The 17,695-nt window shown below is 66.7% G+C and carries 15 protein-coding genes, 1 tRNA gene and 1 riboswitch; of the genes, 11 read left to right on the top strand and 5 right to left on the bottom strand.

The features are described from left to right. The first annotated feature begins 255 nt into the window (after positions 1–255). The 5 genes from IEX88_RS23065 to IEX88_RS23045 all read left to right on the top strand — a co-directional run bounded on the left by IEX88_RS23065 (position 256) and on the right by IEX88_RS23045 (position 6,908). Positions 256–3,723 carry a helicase-related protein gene (locus IEX88_RS23065; protein ID WP_188854835.1) on the top strand — a complete coding sequence of 1,156 codons (3,468 nt, stop codon included), beginning with the start codon at positions 256–258 and terminating at the stop codon, positions 3,721–3,723. Between the two features lie 6 nt (positions 3,724–3,729). Continuing rightward, the gene (locus IEX88_RS23060) at positions 3,730–4,119 is read left to right on the top strand and encodes an RNA-binding S4 domain-containing protein (RefSeq protein ID WP_188854834.1); all 390 of its coding nucleotides are present in this window, start codon (positions 3,730–3,732) and stop codon (positions 4,117–4,119) included. Positions 4,120–4,343: 224 nt separating this feature from the next. After that, complete coding sequence (gene fdxA / locus IEX88_RS23055) at positions 4,344–4,682, top strand: ferredoxin FdxA (RefSeq protein WP_188854833.1); 339 nt, start codon at positions 4,344–4,346, stop codon at positions 4,680–4,682. A gap of 463 nt (positions 4,683–5,145) precedes the next feature. Continuing rightward, complete coding sequence (locus tag IEX88_RS23050; protein WP_188854832.1) at positions 5,146–5,748, top strand: CarD family transcriptional regulator; 603 nt, start codon at positions 5,146–5,148, stop codon at positions 5,746–5,748. 293 nt (positions 5,749–6,041) lie between these two features. After that, a complete protein-coding gene (locus IEX88_RS23045) occupies positions 6,042–6,908 on the top strand; it encodes an RNA polymerase factor sigma-32 (RefSeq protein ID WP_188854831.1) in 867 nt (288 codons plus the stop codon). Positions 6,909–7,154: 246 nt separating this feature from the next. Here the strand turns inward: IEX88_RS23045 and IEX88_RS23040 are convergent, their stop codons facing one another. The 5 genes from IEX88_RS23040 to thiB all read right to left on the bottom strand — a co-directional run bounded on the left by IEX88_RS23040 (position 7,155) and on the right by thiB (position 13,004). Beyond that, entirely contained in the window at positions 7,155–7,823 is a 669-nt protein-coding gene (locus tag IEX88_RS23040; RefSeq protein WP_188854846.1) for a UPF0149 family protein, read from the bottom strand. A 45-nt stretch (positions 7,824–7,868) separates the two neighbouring features. Then, complete coding sequence (locus IEX88_RS23035) at positions 7,869–9,437, bottom strand: M48 family metalloprotease (protein ID WP_188854830.1); 1,569 nt, start codon at positions 9,435–9,437, stop codon at positions 7,869–7,871. 219 nt (positions 9,438–9,656) lie between these two features. Then, positions 9,657–10,373 (bottom strand): thiamine ABC transporter ATP-binding protein, encoded by a 717-nt coding sequence (locus IEX88_RS23030; RefSeq protein ID WP_188854829.1) that lies wholly within the window; start codon positions 10,371–10,373, stop codon positions 9,657–9,659. Next, entirely contained in the window at positions 10,370–11,965 is a 1,596-nt protein-coding gene (locus tag IEX88_RS23025) for a thiamine/thiamine pyrophosphate ABC transporter permease ThiP (protein ID WP_188854828.1), read from the bottom strand. The genes IEX88_RS23030 and IEX88_RS23025 overlap by 4 nt, the downstream gene beginning before the upstream one ends. A gap of 13 nt (positions 11,966–11,978) precedes the next feature. Continuing rightward, on the bottom strand, positions 11,979–13,004 hold the full coding sequence (thiB, locus tag IEX88_RS23020; RefSeq protein ID WP_188854827.1) for a thiamine ABC transporter substrate binding subunit: 1,026 nt from the start codon (positions 13,002–13,004) through the stop codon (positions 11,979–11,981). Between the two features lie 57 nt (positions 13,005–13,061). Continuing rightward, a riboswitch (TPP riboswitch) is annotated at positions 13,062–13,162 on the bottom strand. Between the two features lie 94 nt (positions 13,163–13,256). Between thiB and IEX88_RS23015 the strand changes: the two genes are divergently transcribed. From IEX88_RS23015 to IEX88_RS22990, 6 genes are all read left to right on the top strand, one after another. Continuing rightward, a complete protein-coding gene (locus IEX88_RS23015) occupies positions 13,257–13,898 on the top strand; it encodes a thiamine diphosphokinase (RefSeq protein WP_188854826.1) in 642 nt (213 codons plus the stop codon). 62 nt (positions 13,899–13,960) lie between these two features. Continuing rightward, a tRNA-Arg gene (locus IEX88_RS23010) sits at positions 13,961–14,037 on the top strand. Positions 14,038–14,229: 192 nt separating this feature from the next. Further along, positions 14,230–14,550, top strand: a complete 321-nt coding sequence (locus tag IEX88_RS23005; RefSeq protein WP_188854825.1) for a hypothetical protein — start codon at positions 14,230–14,232, stop codon at positions 14,548–14,550. A gap of 96 nt (positions 14,551–14,646) precedes the next feature. Continuing rightward, positions 14,647–16,350: an AAA family ATPase gene (locus IEX88_RS23000; protein WP_188854824.1), complete on the top strand. Its 1,704-nt coding sequence runs from the start codon at positions 14,647–14,649 to the stop codon at positions 16,348–16,350. Then, positions 16,350–16,538: a hypothetical protein gene (locus tag IEX88_RS22995; protein ID WP_188854823.1), complete on the top strand. Its 189-nt coding sequence runs from the start codon at positions 16,350–16,352 to the stop codon at positions 16,536–16,538. Before IEX88_RS23000 ends, IEX88_RS22995 begins: the two co-directional genes overlap by 1 nt. Beyond that, the gene (locus IEX88_RS22990) at positions 16,535–17,629 is read left to right on the top strand and encodes a metallophosphoesterase family protein (RefSeq protein WP_188854822.1); all 1,095 of its coding nucleotides are present in this window, start codon (positions 16,535–16,537) and stop codon (positions 17,627–17,629) included. The genes IEX88_RS22995 and IEX88_RS22990 overlap by 4 nt, the downstream gene beginning before the upstream one ends. Positions 17,630–17,695: the final 66 nt, after the last annotated feature.

The raw sequence follows: 17,695 nt of genomic DNA, 5'->3' as shown, positions 1-17,695 counted from the left end.
CGCATTGCTCTCGCGCCACCCCATCGACCGGTCCTCCCAGCCAACAAAGTGTCACCCATCCATCCGGGCTGAAATGTCACCACTCTATCAGGGCAGGACATGCCGGCCACTTCTCCCCGGAGGGGAGAAGAAGCAGCTCAAGCGCTTCGCGCCATCCATGACGCAGGGTCGGCACCCGCCTCCCGTCGATCCCCGCCAGAATGCTGCGTCGCCCTCCTTCCATGTCGGGGCGATCTGCCCCACATTGGGCGGGACATGAATCGCAGCCCCAGCCAGACCGAGACGATCCGCTTCGAGGGCAGCAATGTCACCGCGGTTTTGGGTCCCACCAATACCGGCAAGACCTTTCTCGCCATCGACCGGATGGTCGCCCACTCCTCGGGCGTGATCGGCCTGCCGCTGCGGCTTCTGGCGCGCGAGGTCTACCAGAAGGTGGTCGACCGCGTCGGCGTCTCCAAGGTGGCGCTGATCACCGGCGAGGAGAAGATCAAGCCGCCGAACGCGCGCTATCACGTGTGCACGGTCGAGGCGATGCCGCGGCGCACCGATGCCGCCTTCGTCGCCATCGACGAGGTGCAGCTCTGCGCCGATCTCGAGCGCGGGCATGTCTTCACCGACCGCATCCTGCACTGCCGCGGGCGCGAGGAGACGCTGCTGCTCGGCGCCTCGACCATGCGCGGCGTGCTCGAGCGGCTCCTGCGCGGCGTGCAGGTGGTGACGCGGCCGCGCCTGTCGCAGCTGTTCTATTCCGGCTCGAAGAAGACGACGCGGCTGCCGCGTCGCTCGGCCATCGTCGCCTTCTCGGCCGACGAGGTCTATGCCATTGCCGAGCTGATCCGCCGCCAGCGCGGCGGCGCCGCCGTGGTGATGGGCGCCTTGAGCCCGCGCACCCGCAATGCCCAGGTCGAGCTCTACCAGTCCGGTGACGTCGATTTCCTGGTCGCGACGGACGCCATCGGCATGGGGCTCAACCTCGACGTCGACCATGTCGCCTTCGCGCAGGACTGGAAGTTCGACGGGTTCCAGTATCGCCAGCTGACGCCCGCCGAGCTCGGACAGATCGCCGGGCGCGCCGGGCGGCACGTGCGCGACGGCACGTTCGGCGTCACCGGCCAGGTCGATCCCTTCCCGCCGGAGCTGGTCGAATCACTCGAGAGCCACGCCTTCGCCCCGGTGAAGGTGCTGCAGTGGCGCTCGCCCGATCTCGATTTCCGCACGATCGACCGGCTGAAGGCCAGCCTCGACGCTCTGCCGCCGGTCCCGGAACTGACCCGCGCACTGCGTGCGGTCGATCAGGCGGCGCTGGAGTTTCTGGCTCGGGATCCAGCCATCGTCGCCCGGGCCACCGACGCGCGGCGCGTCGAACTTCTTTGGGAAGCCTGCAAGCTGCCGGACTACCGGCGCATCGCCCCGGCCCAGCACGCGGAGATCATCGCCTCGGTTTATCAGGACCTTGTCGGCAACGGGCACATCTCGGAAGACTACATGGCGAGCCAGGTTCTGCGCGCCGACCGGACCGAGGGCGACATCGACATCCTGTCGCGGCGCATCGCGGAAATCCGCACCTGGACCTATATTTCGCATCGCCCGGAATGGCTTGCCGATCCGACACACTGGCAGGAAAAGACGCGCGCCATCGAGGACCGTCTTTCCGACGCGCTTCACGACAGGTTGACGAAACGCTTCGTAGACCGCAGGACAAGCGTCTTGATGAAGCGACTGAGAGAGAACGCAGTCATGGAAGCTGAAATCGGCAGCGACGGCACCGTGCTCGTCGAAGGCCACCATGTCGGCGAGTTGCAGGGCTTCCGGTTCACGCCGGACGTCAAGGCCGATGGTCCCGACGCCAAAGCGGTGCGCACCGCCGCACAAAAAGCGCTCGCCAGCGAGTTCGAGGCGCGCGCGGAGCGCTTCGGCAATTCGCCGAATGGCGATGTCGCGCTCGGCTCCGATGGCCTCGTGCGTTGGCTCGGCGCGCCGGTCGCTTCGCTGGCGCCGGGCGAGAATGCGCTGGCGCCCCGCGTCGTGATCCTCGCCGACGAACAGCTGACGGGACCCATGCGCGACAAGGTCGCGGCGCGGGCCGAACGCTATGTCACCTACCAGATCTCGACGATCCTGAAGCCGCTGGCCGACCTGCACACGGCCGAAGGGCTGGAGGGTGCGGCCAAGGGCATCGCCTATCGGCTGTTCGAGAATTTCGGCCTGATCCAGCGCCGCGAGGTCGCCGAGGAAGTGCGCGGCCTCGACCAGGACGCGCGGGCCGCCCTGCGCCGCCACGGCGTGCGGTTCGGCGCCTACCACATCTTCGTCCCCGCGCTCGTCAAGCCGGCCCCGGCCAATCTGCTGACGCTGCTGTGGGCCATCCAGAACGACGGCCGCGACAGGCCGGGCTTTGGCGAGGTGACCCAGCTTCTGGCCACCGGCCGGACCTCGGCCCTGCCGGATCCATCCTTCGATCCGATCTTTTACGGCCTTGCCGGCTATCGCCTGCTCGGGCGCCGCGCCGTGCGCGTCGACATTCTCGAGCGTCTCGCCGACCTGATCCGGCCGGCGCTCGCCTGGAAGCCGGGCACCGGCAAGCGCCCCGAGGGCGGCTATAACGGCGCCCAGTTCCTCGTCACCCCGGCGATGATGTCGATCCTCGGCGCCACCGCCGACGACATGGATGAGATCCTGCGCGGCCTCGGCTACCGGGCACAGGGAGTCGAGGCTCAGCAGGTCGAGGCGACGGTCGCCGAATACGACGCCGCGGTCCTCGCGGCTTCGGCGCCGAAGCCGGCAGTCGCCGCGCCCGCGGAAACCGTGGATCTCGATGTCGCGGCGATGGCCGATGGCGTCGGCCTGGTCGATCTTGCCGACGAGACGGCGGACGCCGGCACCGTCACGAGCATTGCCGAGGTCAATGAGGACGAGAACGAGACTCCCGCGAGCTTCGCCGAGGGCGAATCGGTGATCCTGGCCGATGCCGGGGCGTTCGACGGCGAACCGGCAGGCGGTTCGATCGACGATCCGGACGAGATCGCCAGCGACGCGACCGATGCGAATGGCGATCCGTTGCCGCTCGACATGGTCTTCTCCGGCGAATCCGCCGACGAGCCGGATGCCTCCACGGATGCCGAGGGCGAGGAGCCCGAGAGCGACGCCGCCGATGCCGTCGACCCAGACGATGCGGCGGAAACCTCGCCGGAAGCTCTGGCGGAAGCTGCCGAGGCAGAACCCGTCGCGCCCGATTCGGTCCCGGCCGATGCCGGCCCCGCCGACGAGGCGCCGGTGGTTGCCGTGGCCGAGCCGAAGCTGATCCAGGTCTGGCGCCTGCAGCGCAGCGAGGGCCGCGGTGGCCAGCGCGACGGCGCCCGCCATCGGGGCCGCCAGGGCGCCCGCGATGGCGCGCCGGCGGCTGCCGGAGAGGCGGCGCCCGCGGCTTCGCAGGAAGCCCGCCGGGGTTCGCGTCCGCCGCGCGGCGATGCGCCGGGCGGCAATCGCACTGCCCGTTTCAAGAAGGAAGAGGGCGCCCGCCCGCCGCGGACCGGCAAGCCGTCCGGCGAGCGGGAGGGGCGCGAGAATGCGGGCGGTCGCAACCGCGGCGCTGGCGAGCACGAGCCGCGCAAGCCGGCGGCGGAAGCGCCGGCCCGGCGCTTCGACAAGCCGCAGCCGGCCCGTGTCGATCCCGACTCCCCCTTCGCCAAGCTTGCGGCGCTCAGAGACAAGCTCGGAAAGTAAGCCGGCGTGGCGGGGGCCGAACAGCGCATCGACAAATGGCTGTTCTTCGCGCGCGTCGCCAAGTCGCGCAGCTTGGCCCAGAAGATGACGCAGGGCGGCGCCGTGCGGGTGAACCGCGAAAAGGTGGTGAACGCCGCCAAGCTGGTGCGTCCCGGGGACGTGCTGACGATCGCGGTCGGAGACAGCGTGCGGGTCCTCAAAATTCTGGATCCGGGCTCGCGTCGCGGGCCGGCGCCGGAAGCGGCCACGCTGTACGAAGACCTGACGCCGAAGCCCGAGCCCGTGACCCCCGCCGCCTTCGCGCCGGAGCCGGAGGGCTACGTGCCGAGCCCCTACCCGCCGAACAAGCGCGAGCGCCGGGCGCTCGACCGGTTTCGACGCGACCAGGAGGACTGACGGCAAGGTTTCGCATCGCGACGCCTTGCCGGGCCGTCGTGGGACAGGAAAATCCTTCCGGCAGAGCGCCATCCGGCGACATGCTTTGCCCTTGCCAGCTTATGCCCAAGCCGTTACGTCCCAGACCTCAGGCACGTCGGTGCCGGATCGCTCCGGCCGCAACCGTGCTTTCCATTTTTACCGTGACGGGGCCTGCCCGCCGCCTTGTCCGCTGAGGATCCGTTATGACCTATGTCGTGACCGACAACTGCATCAAGTGCAAGTTCATGGACTGCGTCGAGGTCTGTCCGGTGGACTGCTTCTACGAGGGCGACAACATGCTCGTCATCCATCCCGACGAGTGCATCGACTGCGGCGTCTGCGAGCCGGAATGCCCGGCCGAGGCGATCAAGCCCGACACCGAGCCGGGTCTCGACAAGTGGTTGAAGGTGAACACGCAATACGCCGAGCTCTGGCCGAACATCACCATCAAGCGCGACCCGCCGGCAGATGCGGAGAAGTACGACGGCGAGACCGGCAAGTTCGAGAAGTATTTTTCCGCCGAGCCCGGCCAGGGCGACTGATTTCGGCACGCAAGCCCTTAGCTACCTTCGGGCTTTCATCGCTGGGCAGCGGCCCGATGTCGGCGACCCCTTGGCATCCAAGGGGCGTGCCGCCGGTACCGCGTCATTCCGCCGCGCTTCGCATCGGCTGCCGCAGGCCGGTCGAGGCGTCAACCGTGCAGTGCGCAAAACCTTGAATTTGGAAGCGTTGTAGGGTAGTATTAGCGCAACAGTCGAGCGAAAACCTGTGTCTCGGGTTTAGCCTTCGCTCGTGGCAGTTCCGAAAGGACGCTCTACCCCCAAGGATTTGAAATGGTCGTCCGCTTCCAGGCGGATCGCCAGACGATGCCTTGGTCGGGGCGACCCTCGATTGCCGCTGTTGCTTCCCGTCCGCCGGGAAGCGCGTCGAAATCGGCGATGCAGTGCATCGTCACTGTGTCTATCGGCTGTCATGGCCGGGCACAACAGGGAGTTTAACACGCGTATGAGCATTCAGAAGAAGACCTCCCAGCGTCAAGGTTTCCAGACAGGCGAGAGCATCGTGTATCCCTCCCACGGCGTCGGCCAGATCGTCGCGATCGAGGAGCAGTTCGTCGCAGGCATGACCCTCGAGCTTTTCGTCATCGATTTCGAAAAGGACAAGATGCGCCTGAAGGTCCCGGTCGCGAAGGCTGAAGCCGTGGGCATGCGCAAGCTCTCCGAGACCGATTTCGTCGAACGCGCGCTGAAGGTCGTTCAGGGGCGTGCCCGGGTCAAGAAGACCATGTGGAGCCGCCGTGCGCAGGAATACGACGCCAAGATCAATTCCGGTGACCTGATCCAGATCGCCGAGGTCGTTCGCGATCTCTACCGTGCCGACAGCCAGCCCGAGCAGTCCTATTCCGAGCGTCAGCTGTACGAAGCGGCTCTCGGCCGGATGGCCCGGGAACTCGCGGCCGTCAACCAGGTCTCCGAGACCGAGGCGGTCCAGCTGATCGAGCTCAACCTCAACAAGGGGCCGAAGCGCGGCGCCAAGGTCGAGGACGAGGCCGAGGTCGACGGTGAGGGCGAGACGGACGAAGCCGCCGTCGAGGTTCAGGCGGCCTGATCTCACGACGCGCATAACACCTCCGGCCTGGCCGGACTTTTCGACAAACCGGGCGCGACCCCCGTCGCGGCCGGTTTGCTATTTTGGATGCCGCTGTTAAGATCTTGCAGGCGAACGGCAAAATCCGTCTTTGTCCTTGCCTTTCGAAAAAACGCGCTATTTTGCGCCCAAAAGTTTTCCCCTTCAGGAACGTTTACGGCTTTGCCGCGTTGCATCTCTGAACGATGCACGGTTTTCAGCCTTACGCGCGCCGCTAGCTCTTGCGGGTCCGCGGGTCATCTGAGGGTTTAGCTATGAAGTCCCAGTCCGCACGACGCACGATGATCCGGGCCGCCATGGCCGCTCCCTACCTGCAGCGCGAGGAGGAGTACGAACTCGCCGTGCGCTGGAAGGAAGACCGCGACCAGGATGCGCTGCACAAGATCACCCAAGCCCATATGCGCTTGGTGATCTCCATGGCCTCCAAATTCCGGCATTTCGGGCTGGCGATGAACGACCTGATCCAGGAGGGGCATGTCGGCCTGCTGGAGGCGGCGGCGCGTTTCGAGCCCGAGAGAGAGGTCCGTTTCTCCACCTATGCGACATGGTGGATTCGGGCGTCGATCCAGGACTATATCCTGCGCAACTGGTCGATCGTGCGCGGCGGCACCTCGTCCGCGCAGAAGGCGTTGTTCTTCAACCTTCGACGGCTTCGGGCGCGGCTCAGCCAGGGCGCCGACAGCCTGTCCGGCACGGCCATGTACCGGGAGATCGCGACCGCGCTGAAAGTGTCGGAAAGCGACGTGGCGCTGATGGACTCCCGGCTTTCCGGCCCGGACTCCTCGCTCAACGCCCCGCTGATCGAGGACGATTCGGGCAGTTCCGATCGCCAGGACTTTCTCGTCGCCAAGGACCCGCTGCCGGACGAGATGGTCTCCACCTCGATCGACGACGCTCGGCGCGTGACGTGGCTGAAGAGCGCGCTCGACGTCTTGAGCGAGCGCGAGCTGAAGATCATCCGCGAGCGCCGGCTGCAGGACGAGGGCGCGACGTTGGAAGCGCTCGGTAGCAAGCTCGGCATTTCCAAGGAACGTGTCCGGCAGATCGAGACGCGGGCGCTCGAAAAGCTCCGCGCTGCCCTGCTGCAGACTAATCCCGACCAGGCGGCCTATGTGAGCTGAGGCTCACCTCCGCCCTCGGGCGGAACGGTCCTGGCCGGTCGTCTCGGCAGGTCCGCGAGATGGCAGACCCGCTGCAGCATGGGTTCGCCCCAATCTTGGGTTGAGGACGATTGGGTCGTGAGGCGTAGCGCCGGCCGTGGCCTGCATCGCGGCCGCTACACGGCGTGAGTCGGTGCTGTTACCGGCTTCGCGCTTCGATCGCTGGCGCGTCAGGCCGTCCTAATACTTTCGCTATCGCTTCGGCGGTCAGGCGGCGATGCCGCAGCATTTCTTAAATTTCTTACCCGAGCCGCAGGGACACGGATCGTTTCGGCCGACTTTGTCGACCCGGACCGGGGCCTGCACTGGGACGGGCCGGTAGGCCATGCGCCAGTCGTGAAGGATCTCCACCCAGTCCGGGATCCTGTCGGCCGCCGTCTCGATCAGCGCTTCCAGCGTTGGCGGTGGAGCCCCTTCGATGTTGGCGATCCGGACGAGCTCCTTCAGGCCGTCGAGCGCGGTCAGCGCCTCGGCATCGCCTGTGATGCGCACTGCATCCCAGCTGTCCATCCGCAGCTGCATGGCCTCGCCGAAGCCGCTCGCCCAGCTTTCCCAGACCGTGGCACCGCTCTCGTCCTCGATATAGACGATCGGCGCATAGCCCTCCTCGCCGGCCCGCAGGCCGAGCGCGGTGAGCCGATGATGGTCGAGGATACGCTCGCGCAGATCCGCGAGGAGCGCCGGGTCCACCGTTTCCGTGCTGTCGGTGGTGCGCCAGAGATGGGCCAGCCACTCTTCCTGCGGGATCTCGACCGGACAGACGACGATGGCGGCGATGAAGCCGTCGATCTCGCCGAGGGTCATGGCGTCGTAGTCGCGCGGCAGGGCGGCAAGGCCGTCCTCCAGCCGTTCGAGACGGCGCGGCAGGCTTTCCATCGGGAAACTCCAGAAGGCGAGGAACGGTGAGGGTCCGGCCGAGGCCTATTCGGCCACGATCTTGTAGCGCTCGCCCGGCTTGACCGCGTCGTCGGGGCCCAGATCGTTCAGAAGGCGGAACATGTCCATCTTCCGGTCGACCCCGTCCATGCGCGCTGCCAGCCGGTCGACCGTGTCGCCCGGACGGGCGGCGACGATGCGGATGCGCAGGGGCTTCAGCTGGTTCTTTTCGGCATCGGTCAAAAGGCGGAAGGAATTGGCGACGCCGCCGGCGGTCTCGCCGGCGCGGGCATCGGCCTTGGCCGGCAGGGCGGTCAGGAAGCGATAGGCCTGGCCGCCGACGCGGATGACGGTGACGTCGAAGACGTAGTCGCCGCCGGCGGCGCGGGCCGAGACGGCGTCGAGCTCGCCGATCCGCTCCAGGCGGATGCTGGCGGGGTCGAGACCGCCGATCCAGCCGCTGGTGACGTAGTCGGTCAGCGTCGTCGACGGCGGCAGCGCCACGCCGTCGAAGCGGATCGCGGTATCGCCCGGGCCCGTCGCCAGCACCGCCTCGGCGGTGTTCTCGATGACGAAGCCCGTCGGGACGGCGAAGGTGATGCCGAGGCCGGGATGATAGAAGCTGTGGCCGCGGACATAGCCCTCGACGGCCGAATCGCCGAACAGCATGCCGTCGATGCCGCCGAGATAGCGGTCGCGATCGACCTTGCCGGTGCCGGGCGGGCCGAATTCGCGGGCGTGGCGCTCGGCCAGTTCCATGCGCTGCGGGGCGGCGGGATGGGTGGCCAGGAAGTCGAGATTGGGATTTTCCGCCTGGAAGGCCGTGCGGAAATTCGAATAGGAGTCCATCGCGCGCAGGAATCGCGCGGCAGCATACGAATCATAGCCGGCGCGGCCCGTCTGCTTGATGCCCATGGCATCGGCTTCGAGCTCCTGGTTGCGCGAGAAACTGGCGAGATTCAGCCGTCCGCGGGCGAGCGCCGCCCGTCCCGCCGAATCGCTGGCGAGCACTTCCGACACAACGCGCCCGGCCAGTTCCGCCGCCGCCTCGCGCCGCTGGCGCTCGATGCCGTGATTGGCCGTGACATGGCCCATCTCGTGCGCCAGCACCGCCGCGACTTCGGCCGAATCGTTGGCGAGCGCGAGCAGGCCGCGCGTCACGTAGAGATAGCCGCCGGGCAGCGCGAAGGCGTTGACGTTGGGCGAGTTCAGGACGGTGATCCGGTAGATCCGGTTGGGATCGTCGGTGACGGCGCTGAGGCGTCCGACGATGGTCGCCAGCGTCTGCTCGAGCTTCGGATCGGTGTAGGCGCCGCCGTAGGCGGCCAGGATCTTGGGATGCTGCGAACGGCCGATCGAGGCCTGCGGGTCGCTCTTCTGCAGATTGTCGAAGGTGACCGGCTCGCGCGCCGGACCCGGCAGGTAGCCGGTCTGGACGGCGGCGGGCGTGGCGCCATTGGCGACGTCCTGCAGGCTGGCATTGATCGTCTCGCAGCCGCCAAGCCCGGCCAGCGCACCGATCAGCCCGGCCAGCGACGTCGCGCGCCAAAACCCCGTTCCGCTTCGGGCGGACGGGTTGCCTTCTGGCTGCAAAGTGAAAGCGTCGGCCGCCATCCTCGGATCGTTCCTCGAAAATTCCAACCGCCGCCGGCCCTGGGGGCCGCCTGACCGGGTTCGGTGCTGTGCAGCATGATCTAGCCGATCGACGGCGCATTGCGAAAGGGCCCATCGGGCACACCCCAGGCGATATTCGCGCATGGCGCCAAGGGCATGCCGGACAGGCCGAGCCTCTACGGGCCAATTCCGACTGAAATGCGATGCACCCGCCGGGCCTCAGGTACCGAGATAAGCGGACAGGCCGGCATGGCCCGCCGTCTCCAGCATCGCCTCGGTCGGTCCGATCGCCGCGATGCGGCCCGCGTCCAGAAAGGCGATGCGGTCGGCAAAACCGCGCGCGTCCTCCGGCTGGTGCGTGACCATGACGATCCCCATGCCGGCGCCGCGGCGATGGCGCAGCGCCTGGATCAGCTCCAGCATCTCGCGGCGCAGCGCCGGACCGAGGGCGGCGAACGGCTCGTCGAGGAGAAGAAGTGGCCGGTCGCGCAGGAAGGCGCGCGCCAGCGTCACCCGCTGACGCTCGCCGCCCGACATGTCGGCCGGACGGCGGCGCTCGAAGCCGGCGAGGCCGACGGCGGCGAGCACCTCGCGCACGCGTTCGGCATCGTCGGGCGCGACGCGCCGGCGCGGCGACAGGCCGAGCGCGACGTTCCGGAAGACGTCGAGATCGGCGAACAGATTGTTGTCCTGAAATACCACGCTGAGCGGCCGATCGGCCGGGGAGAGGTCGGTGACGTCCCGGCCGGCCATGTGCACGCGGCCCGCCTCCGGCTGCAGAAAACCGGCCGCCAGGTCCAGCAGCGTCGACTTGCCTGCGCCGCTCGGACCGATGACCGCCAGGAACTCGCCAGCCGCGACCTCCAGATCGAAGCGCATGACGAGGTCGCCATAGCGGGTGACGACGCCGTTGAGGCGGAGCGCTGCGGCGGTCATGCCGTCTCCTTCCGGGCGAAGCCCTTTTCGCCGATGCTCATCAGGACGAGGGCGAGGACGCCGAGGATGAGCGCGAGTCCGGCCGCGTCCGCCGTGCGATAGCTGCCCATGCGCTGGTAGAGGAGCAGCGGCAGCGTCAGGAAATCCTGATTGCCGAACAGTGCGGCGACGCCGAGATCGCCGAGCGAGAGGGCGAGCGCGAAAGCGAAGGCGAGGCCGAGCGATCCCCGGATCGCCGGCCATTCGACGAGGACGAGGCGGTTCATTCCGGCCAGGCCAAGGCTCATGGCGAGGCGATCGTGGCGCAGGGCCGAAGCCGACAGCGCCGGTCCGACGATGCGCATGACGAAGGGCATGGCCATCACCGCATTGGTGGCGACCACGAGGTAGGGCGCGGCGGCAAAGACGTCGGTCACCTGGCGCAGGCACAGAAACCAGCCGGCGCCGAGCACGATCGGCGGCACCACGAGGACGAGGCTGCCGGCGAGGTCGTAGAGACCAGGACCCCCATTGCTGCGGCCGCGCGCACGGGCGCCGAACAGGAGGAACAGCGACAGGACGAGGCTCAGCGTCGCTGCCGCCATGGCGACGAGGAAGCTCGTCAGCGCGGCGCGGTGCAGCGCCGGCTCCCCGGCCAGGCGCCAGAGATCGGCGGCCAGACCCCGCAGGACGATCGCGGCGAAGGGTGCGAGCACGAAGCCGAGGCCGAGGAGGATCACCAGGCCGGCCAGCCCGCGCTCCGGCATCGTCATCCGGTCGTAGCGGATCGCCGTGCGGCCGAGCGTCGCCATGCCGTCGATCCGCCCGCCCAGCCGGAGGAGGGCGAAGAGCAGCGTGCCGGTGATGAGGACCTGGCCGAGCGCCAGCACCACGGCGCGGCCGGGATCGAAGGCGTAGCGCAGCGACTGGTAGATCGCAACCTCGAGCGTGGTCGCCGCCGGCCCGCCGCCGAGGACGAGCACCAGCGTGAAGCTCGTGACGCAGAGCATGAAGACGAGGCTCGCCGCGCCGGCCACGACCGGGCGGATCGCCGGCCATTCGACGAGGCGGAAAACGGCGAGGGGCCCGAGCGACAGCTGGCCGGCGAGCTTCCAGCTTTCCGCCGGCACCGCGTCGAGCGCGGCCACGAACAGGCGCGTCGCCAGCGGCATGTTGAAAAAGACGTGGGCGAGAAGAATGCCGGTGAGGCCGTAGACGTCGAGCCGCGGGATGCCGAGGGCGGCGAGGGCATCGGAGACGAGGCCGCCGCGGCCCCAGATGGCGAGAATGCCGAGCGCGCCGACGAGCACCGGCAGCGCCTGCGGCAGCAGGAACAGGCGCAGGACGAGGCTTCGGCCGGGAAAGCGGAAACGGTGCAGCGCCAGCGCCAGCGGCAGCGCCAGCCCCAGCGAGAACAGCGTCGACAGGCCGGCCTGCAGCAGCGTGAAGCGCACGACGCCCCAGAGATAGGCGTCGCCCAGCACCGCGCCGAGGTCGAGCGCCGTCGCCTGCGCGGCCAGCGCGGCGAAGGCACCGAGAACGAAGATACCGAGGAGCGACAGGCCGGCGAACCCGGCCGCGGCCTGCCAGCCCCGGTCAGCCCGAGCGATCACGGGCGCGCCGTCTTCAGCGGCCGAGTGCCTGCAGCCATTCCTCGGTCCAGGCCTTGCGGTTTTGCGCCACCGTCGCCGCGTCGATCACGAGCGGCTTCACCGGCTGCACCAGCCGGTCGAAGGCTTCGGGCAGCGGCGTCGCCGGGGCGATCGCCGGCAGAGACCAGTTGGTGGTCGGGATGATGTCCTGGAATTCCGGGGTGAGGATGAAGGCCAGAAACGCCTTGGCGAGATCGGGATGTTTCGCCCCCTTCAGCCGCCCGGCCAGTTCCACCTGGAGATAGTGTCCCTCGGAAAAGCTGGCCGCCTGGTACTTCTCCACCTTCTCCTCGATCATGTGATAGGCGGGCGAGGTGGTGTAGCTGAGGACGATCGGCGCCTCGCCCGAGGTAAACAGGCCATAGGCCTCGCTCCAGCCGGGCGTCACGGTGAGGATGCGCTTCGACAGCGTCTTCCACTTCTCCGCGGCCTGGTCGCCATAGACAGCCTTCATCCACAGGAGGAAGCCGAGGCCGGGCGTCGAGGTGCGCGCGTCCTCGATGACGATCTTCTGCTCGGGATCGCCGTTGACGAGGTCGTCGAGGCTTTTCGGCGGGTTCGTCACCGTCTCGGTGTCGTAGACGAACGCGAGATAGCTGTAGTCGAAGGGCACGAAGGTGTCGTCGGCAAAGCCGCCGGGGATGGCGAGCCGGGCGAGGTCCGTCTCGCTCGGCGCGAACAGGCCCGTCGCCTTCATTTCCGGCACCATCTCGGCGGTCATGCCGAGCGCGACGTCGGCCCGCGTGCTTTCGCCCTCGAGCTTCAGCCGGTTGAGGATCTCGACGCCGTCGCCGAGGCCGACCCATTGCAGGTCGCAGCCGCAGGTCTTCTCGAACGCCGCCTCGATCTTCGGCCCCGGACCCCATTCGGGCAGAAAGCTCTCATAGGTGTAGACGGTCAGAACGGGCTTCTCGTCCTCGGCCATGGCCGGGAGCGCCGGCAGAGCGAGAAGCGACACCGAGGCGAGGGCGGCGAGACGGGGAGCGAGGCGCAACGGCATGTCCTTTGGACGGGCGGTCGCGGCAGAGAGGAAGAGAGTGTCGCGGTCGCACTTTGGTCGCCGAAACGCCCGCAATCCCTCCGCCGGTACGAGCCGGATCAGGTTCGACGGGTTGGCGCAAACGCCTCTCAGCCCGAAGGGCACCCCGTGTGAGCAGGCCGCAGGCTAGTGCAGCCGCGCGCGCGAAGCAAGGTCGTGGTCGGCCGACCGCGCGAGCTTGCCGCGCCGGACCGGGCCGGCTAGGAGCCTCTCATGAGCCGTTTCACCATCCTCCTCGCCGGCGCCATCCGGCCGACGCCGGCCTTGCGCCAGGCCCTTGCCGGCAGCCGGATCATCGCCGCCGATGGCGGCATGGCGCATGCCGAAACTCTCGGCGTGGTGCCGGAGCTGTGGGTCGGCGATTTCGACTCGGCCCCCGCAGCGCTGGCGGCGCGCTTTGCCGCGGTGCCGCGCGAGACCTTTGCGCGCGACAAGGACCGAACCGACGGGGAACTGGCGATCGATGCGGCGATCGCCCGCGGTGCCCGGACCATCCTTCTCGTCGGCGCCCTCGGCGGGCCGCGCACCGACCATGCCTTCATGCATCTGATCCTGGCGCTGCGCTACGCCGCCCGCGGCATCGACATGGCGCTGTTCGACGGCACCGAGCACGCGCTGCCGCTGCGGTTGGGGTCTCAGCGCATCGACATGCAGCCCGGCACGGATTTCTCCCTGCTGAAGTTCAGCGACCTCTCCGGCCTTTCCATCGCCGGCGCGCGCTGGCCGCTCGACGATGTTGCTCTCCCCTTCGAGTCGATCCTGACCCAGTCCAACCAGGCCCTCGGCCCGATCGAGATCACGCTTCGCCAGGGCAGGGCCATCCTCGTCTTCCAGGCCGACCCCGCCTCGGCCTGACGCCGCCATTCTTCATCCCGGGGCTTGGCGCGCCGGCCCCTATTGCCTAGAGTGCGCCGGCGGGTCCCGTAGCTCAGCAGGATAGAGCATCAGATTCCTAATCTGAGGGTCACTGGTTCAAATCCAGTCGGGATCACCAGTAATTTCAACCACTTAAGCGCCAGTGATTTTTTCGTCAAACGGCATCCGGGCATATCTCGGGCATATGGATTTCCATGTTCACGTTGAGGATGGCTTCGTCGAATCAAGGATTTCCGCAAAACTTGCCAGAAACCTCCATCTCCGCCAAAAGGATTCCATCCACTCACCGCGGCGACGGAGGCCCCGACACATGCCCGATCTAGGAATCCAGACACCCACCCGTTCGATCTTCGAGAACCTCTTCCCTGTGGACACAGGCACCTGGATGTCGCGCCTTCTCGGTACCCAGAAGCGCAGCGTCGACCGGATGATGGACGGCTACTCGACGACCGCGCCCAGAATCCTCGAGAAAGCCGCTAAGCAGGCGGACATCCGCGATCAGCTGGTTGCCGATATCGACGCCGCCCTCGCGAAAGCCGAGTCTGCTGGCGGCCACGTGCTCGTCCTCAGGTTTGCCCTCGCCGACATCCTCAAAGGCGAGCGCCTGGACCGGGACGAAGATCCGATTTGAAGTAATTTCTCAGGAATTCCTTTGCGAGATCGAAGGCTTTCCATGCTAGCTTGAAACTACGTCCGGTGTTGAGACCGGCGCATGAAGGAATTTCCGATGTCGTTGAAGGACTCAAAGGCCACTCGCGCCTGGAGCAATCGCCACAAGTCTTCAGAAGAGCGCGTCAAGGCGGTTGCCGACCGCCTCGAGCTGAATGCTGACCTGTCGCTAGGGGCTGAATCTCGCGAGCACTTCCCGACGTACAACGAGTTATGGACGGGCGTTTCCCTGTTCGGCGGCAGCATGGATGAGGACGCCAAGCAACTCCTGCGCATCGTTGTCGCGGAGGATCAGGACCACACGGTTCCGATCCGCGACGCGATCCAGACGTTCATCCTCCAGCCGAACAAGATGACGGCCCGTAGCATCATCTCCATCTCTGCTCGCTCCCAGGACGTCCAGAACCGTGCACGTTTCTATGCCGCGGCGTTGGGCGACCTGCATGCCGCCGACGACGTCAACATCTCGCACTGGCCGCCGTGCGACGAGGCCCTGCTGACTGTCCTGATCGAAGGCATCGGGCGCGCATTTCACGACGGCAGCGCCGATCAGCCGGGCTCAGACTGGCAGAACATTGCTTTGCATATGGGCATCTCGGCGATCGACCAGACCGCGAAGCACGCCTCGCACGTTGAAGCAGCTCTAGCTCTTGTCGTGGAGCGTCGTGAGCAAGCCGAGACGCTCGCCCGGATCCTCGAGCAGAACGGGGAAGATCCCGGCGCCGCCGCGGTGAATTCAGACGACGTTTTGTTCGATGAGCTAAATGAACTTCACGAAGCAGAGTTCGGCCATCTCCAGGATCGCGGCGCTTCGGAGGAGTACCAGGATACGCCCGAGTTTCGGGAAGGCCTGAAGGCCAGCATGATCGAGCGTCTGGCCGAGATCGCCGCCCGAAACCGTATTCCGACGAAGCTCGTCTTGCACAAGAGCGAGAAGACGTACGGAGCGGACCGCAAGGACTTCATGCGCATGTTCGAGCCGATTGCCGGCATCGAGCTACCGCTGGTCATCGCCGAATTCCCGCACGAGATCATGCTCGACCTCATCGATGCGTGGCCGCATGCAGCCGACGTGATTCAGGAGATCTTTCGGGACATCAAGCCCGACGAGCCGCTGCGCCTGCCGACAGTCATCCTCGTCGGGGCGCCGGGATCTGGCAAGACCACGCTGCTGACCGAGATCGTCCGCAGCTTCTCGCTGCCTAGCATCGTCTATCCTTGCGCGACGATCTCCGATTCAAGCTTTGGCGGTACGCCAGCACAATGGTCGACGCGCCGGGGCTCGACGCCACTCGATTTGATCCGCCAGTCAAAGGTCGCGAATCCCGCTATTATTCTCGACGAGCTGGAGAAGACGGGAAGCAGCAATCATAACGGATCGTTGGTCTTCGCACTGCTGCCGATGCTCGAGCAGCACACGGCGCGGGCTTACTTCGAGGTCGGGCTCGAGACACCATCCGACCTGTCGGCTGTCAGTTTCTTGGCGACAGCTAACTCGCTCGAGCTGCCGGCGCCGCTCAAGGACCGCTTCCGCGTCCTAACAATGCCCGACGCCAAGCCAGAGCATGTGCAGGTCCTGTCGCGTCGCATGATTCGCCAGATCGAGATTGGCCGAGGCCTCGACCCTGGTTGGATCGCGCCTCTCGACGGCGACGAGATCGAAGTCATCCAGAAGGCGTGGGGAGGGGGCAGCCTCCGCAAGCTCAAGTCGGCGATCCAGGTCACCGTCGACGTCCGCGACAAGTATCGGAGCATGAACTGATGTTTTCCTTCGACGCCGCGACGAACGCCCGCATTACACGCATCGAAGCGGAAGAGGGCAAGCCGGCCGCAGAGTTCATCCGTGAAGCGGTCGGCGTCTGGAGCTACATGACGGCGGACGAGCGCCGAGCGATGGGCATCGAAGTCATGCGCGTCGTGGTCAATCGCGAGATGGGGAGTCGGGCGTGACCATCTTCTTCACTGCCGACCACCATTTCGGACACGCCGGCGCGATCCACCAGAACGGACGTCCCTTCGCGAACATCATTCAAATGCGCGAGACGATGATCGAGCGCTGGAACGAAGCCGTCGGGGCCGACGACACGGTCTATCACCTGGGCGACTTTGCTTTCCGGGCAGGCCGCGTCGAGGTCGAAGACATCTTCAATCGGCTCAAGGGTCGCAAGCACTTGATCACCGGCAATCACGACCATTCTGCCCCGCAGATGCACCTCGATTGGGAGTCGGTGACCCAGCTATCGGAGCTGAAGGTCGGGGGCGTCCAGGTGGTGATGTGTCACTACCCCTTGCACGAATGGCGCAACCAGCGTCGCGGCGCCATCCAACTGCACGGCCACGTCCACGGCAACACCCAGGGCCCGGCTGGCAGCATCGATGTCGGCGTCGACTGCTGGGATTTCCGCCCGGTCAGCCTGCCTGAGATCCTGGAGCGCCTCGATCAACGGCTGCGGGAGCCGGCGTATGAGCACCAGTTCGGCGCCGCGGCTACCCTCACGGAGGCCAACCGCACGCAGATGCGGCGCTATGCACCCCGTCTCGTGCAGCTCGGAACGGAAGAGGGGTGGGCGCCAAATGACTTGATCCGAACCGGGTTGGACGTCGTGGCTCACGTGACGCCCAAGGCCCGACGCAGCATGCAGACGATCTGCGAGACCATGAACGACCACGATCGCGAGTTGGCGTTCCGAATGATCAGCGCTCACGTCGACTTCGTGCTCGAACGGATGAAGTCCGGGCAGATCGAGCTGGGCGATATGCCGTCACCGATGACGCCTGCGCAGCGCCGCCAGACCGACCGCTATGTCGCACGCCTGTCTCAGATCTCGGAAGAGGAGCAGTACATGTCGCCAAATGATCTAATCCGTACTGCTCTCGACACGATCGCGCACCTACCACCTGAGGGCCGTCGTGACCTGAAGCGCTTGGTCGAGTTCTTTGACGAAGAGGGTTGGCAGCGCGAAACGGCCTTCAAGGCGATCGGGGACGCGGTGACGGAAGTCCTGGAGCGGCTGATCCAGGATATCCACGACCGCGCATGAAGTCTGCAGCGCAGGGCGTCCAGCCCGAAACGAAGGCGATTGCTCCTCACCCCCTCATTGTGGCTT

This window comes from Aureimonas glaciei, assembly GCF_014643375.1.
In the GTDB taxonomy this organism is placed as follows: domain Bacteria; phylum Pseudomonadota; class Alphaproteobacteria; order Rhizobiales; family Rhizobiaceae; genus Plantimonas; species Plantimonas glaciei.
The sequence above is the reverse complement of the archived record's forward strand: the minus strand, read 5'-3'. Positions and strand labels throughout refer to the sequence as shown.

Coding starts and splice junctions, on each gene's coding strand:
- IEX88_RS23065 (WP_188854835.1), top strand. CDS start 256: ATGAATCGCAGCCCCAGCCAGACCGAGACGATCCGCTTCGAGGGCAGC.
- fdxA (WP_188854833.1), top strand. CDS start 4,344: ATGACCTATGTCGTGACCGACAACTGCATCAAGTGCAAGTTCATGGAC.
- IEX88_RS23050 (WP_188854832.1), top strand. CDS start 5,146: ATGAGCATTCAGAAGAAGACCTCCCAGCGTCAAGGTTTCCAGACAGGC.
- IEX88_RS23045 (WP_188854831.1), top strand. CDS start 6,042: ATGAAGTCCCAGTCCGCACGACGCACGATGATCCGGGCCGCCATGGCC.
- IEX88_RS23040 (WP_188854846.1), bottom strand. CDS start 7,823: ATGGAAAGCCTGCCGCGCCGTCTCGAACGGCTGGAGGACGGCCTTGCC.
- IEX88_RS23035 (WP_188854830.1), bottom strand. CDS start 9,437: ATGGCGGCCGACGCTTTCACTTTGCAGCCAGAAGGCAACCCGTCCGCC.
- IEX88_RS23030 (WP_188854829.1), bottom strand. CDS start 10,373: ATGACCGCCGCAGCGCTCCGCCTCAACGGCGTCGTCACCCGCTATGGC.
- thiB (WP_188854827.1), bottom strand. CDS start 13,004: ATGCCGTTGCGCCTCGCTCCCCGTCTCGCCGCCCTCGCCTCGGTGTCG.
- IEX88_RS23015 (WP_188854826.1), top strand. CDS start 13,257: ATGAGCCGTTTCACCATCCTCCTCGCCGGCGCCATCCGGCCGACGCCG.
- IEX88_RS23005 (WP_188854825.1), top strand. CDS start 14,230: ATGCCCGATCTAGGAATCCAGACACCCACCCGTTCGATCTTCGAGAAC.
- IEX88_RS23000 (WP_188854824.1), top strand. CDS start 14,647: ATGTCGTTGAAGGACTCAAAGGCCACTCGCGCCTGGAGCAATCGCCAC.
- IEX88_RS22995 (WP_188854823.1), top strand. CDS start 16,350: ATGTTTTCCTTCGACGCCGCGACGAACGCCCGCATTACACGCATCGAA.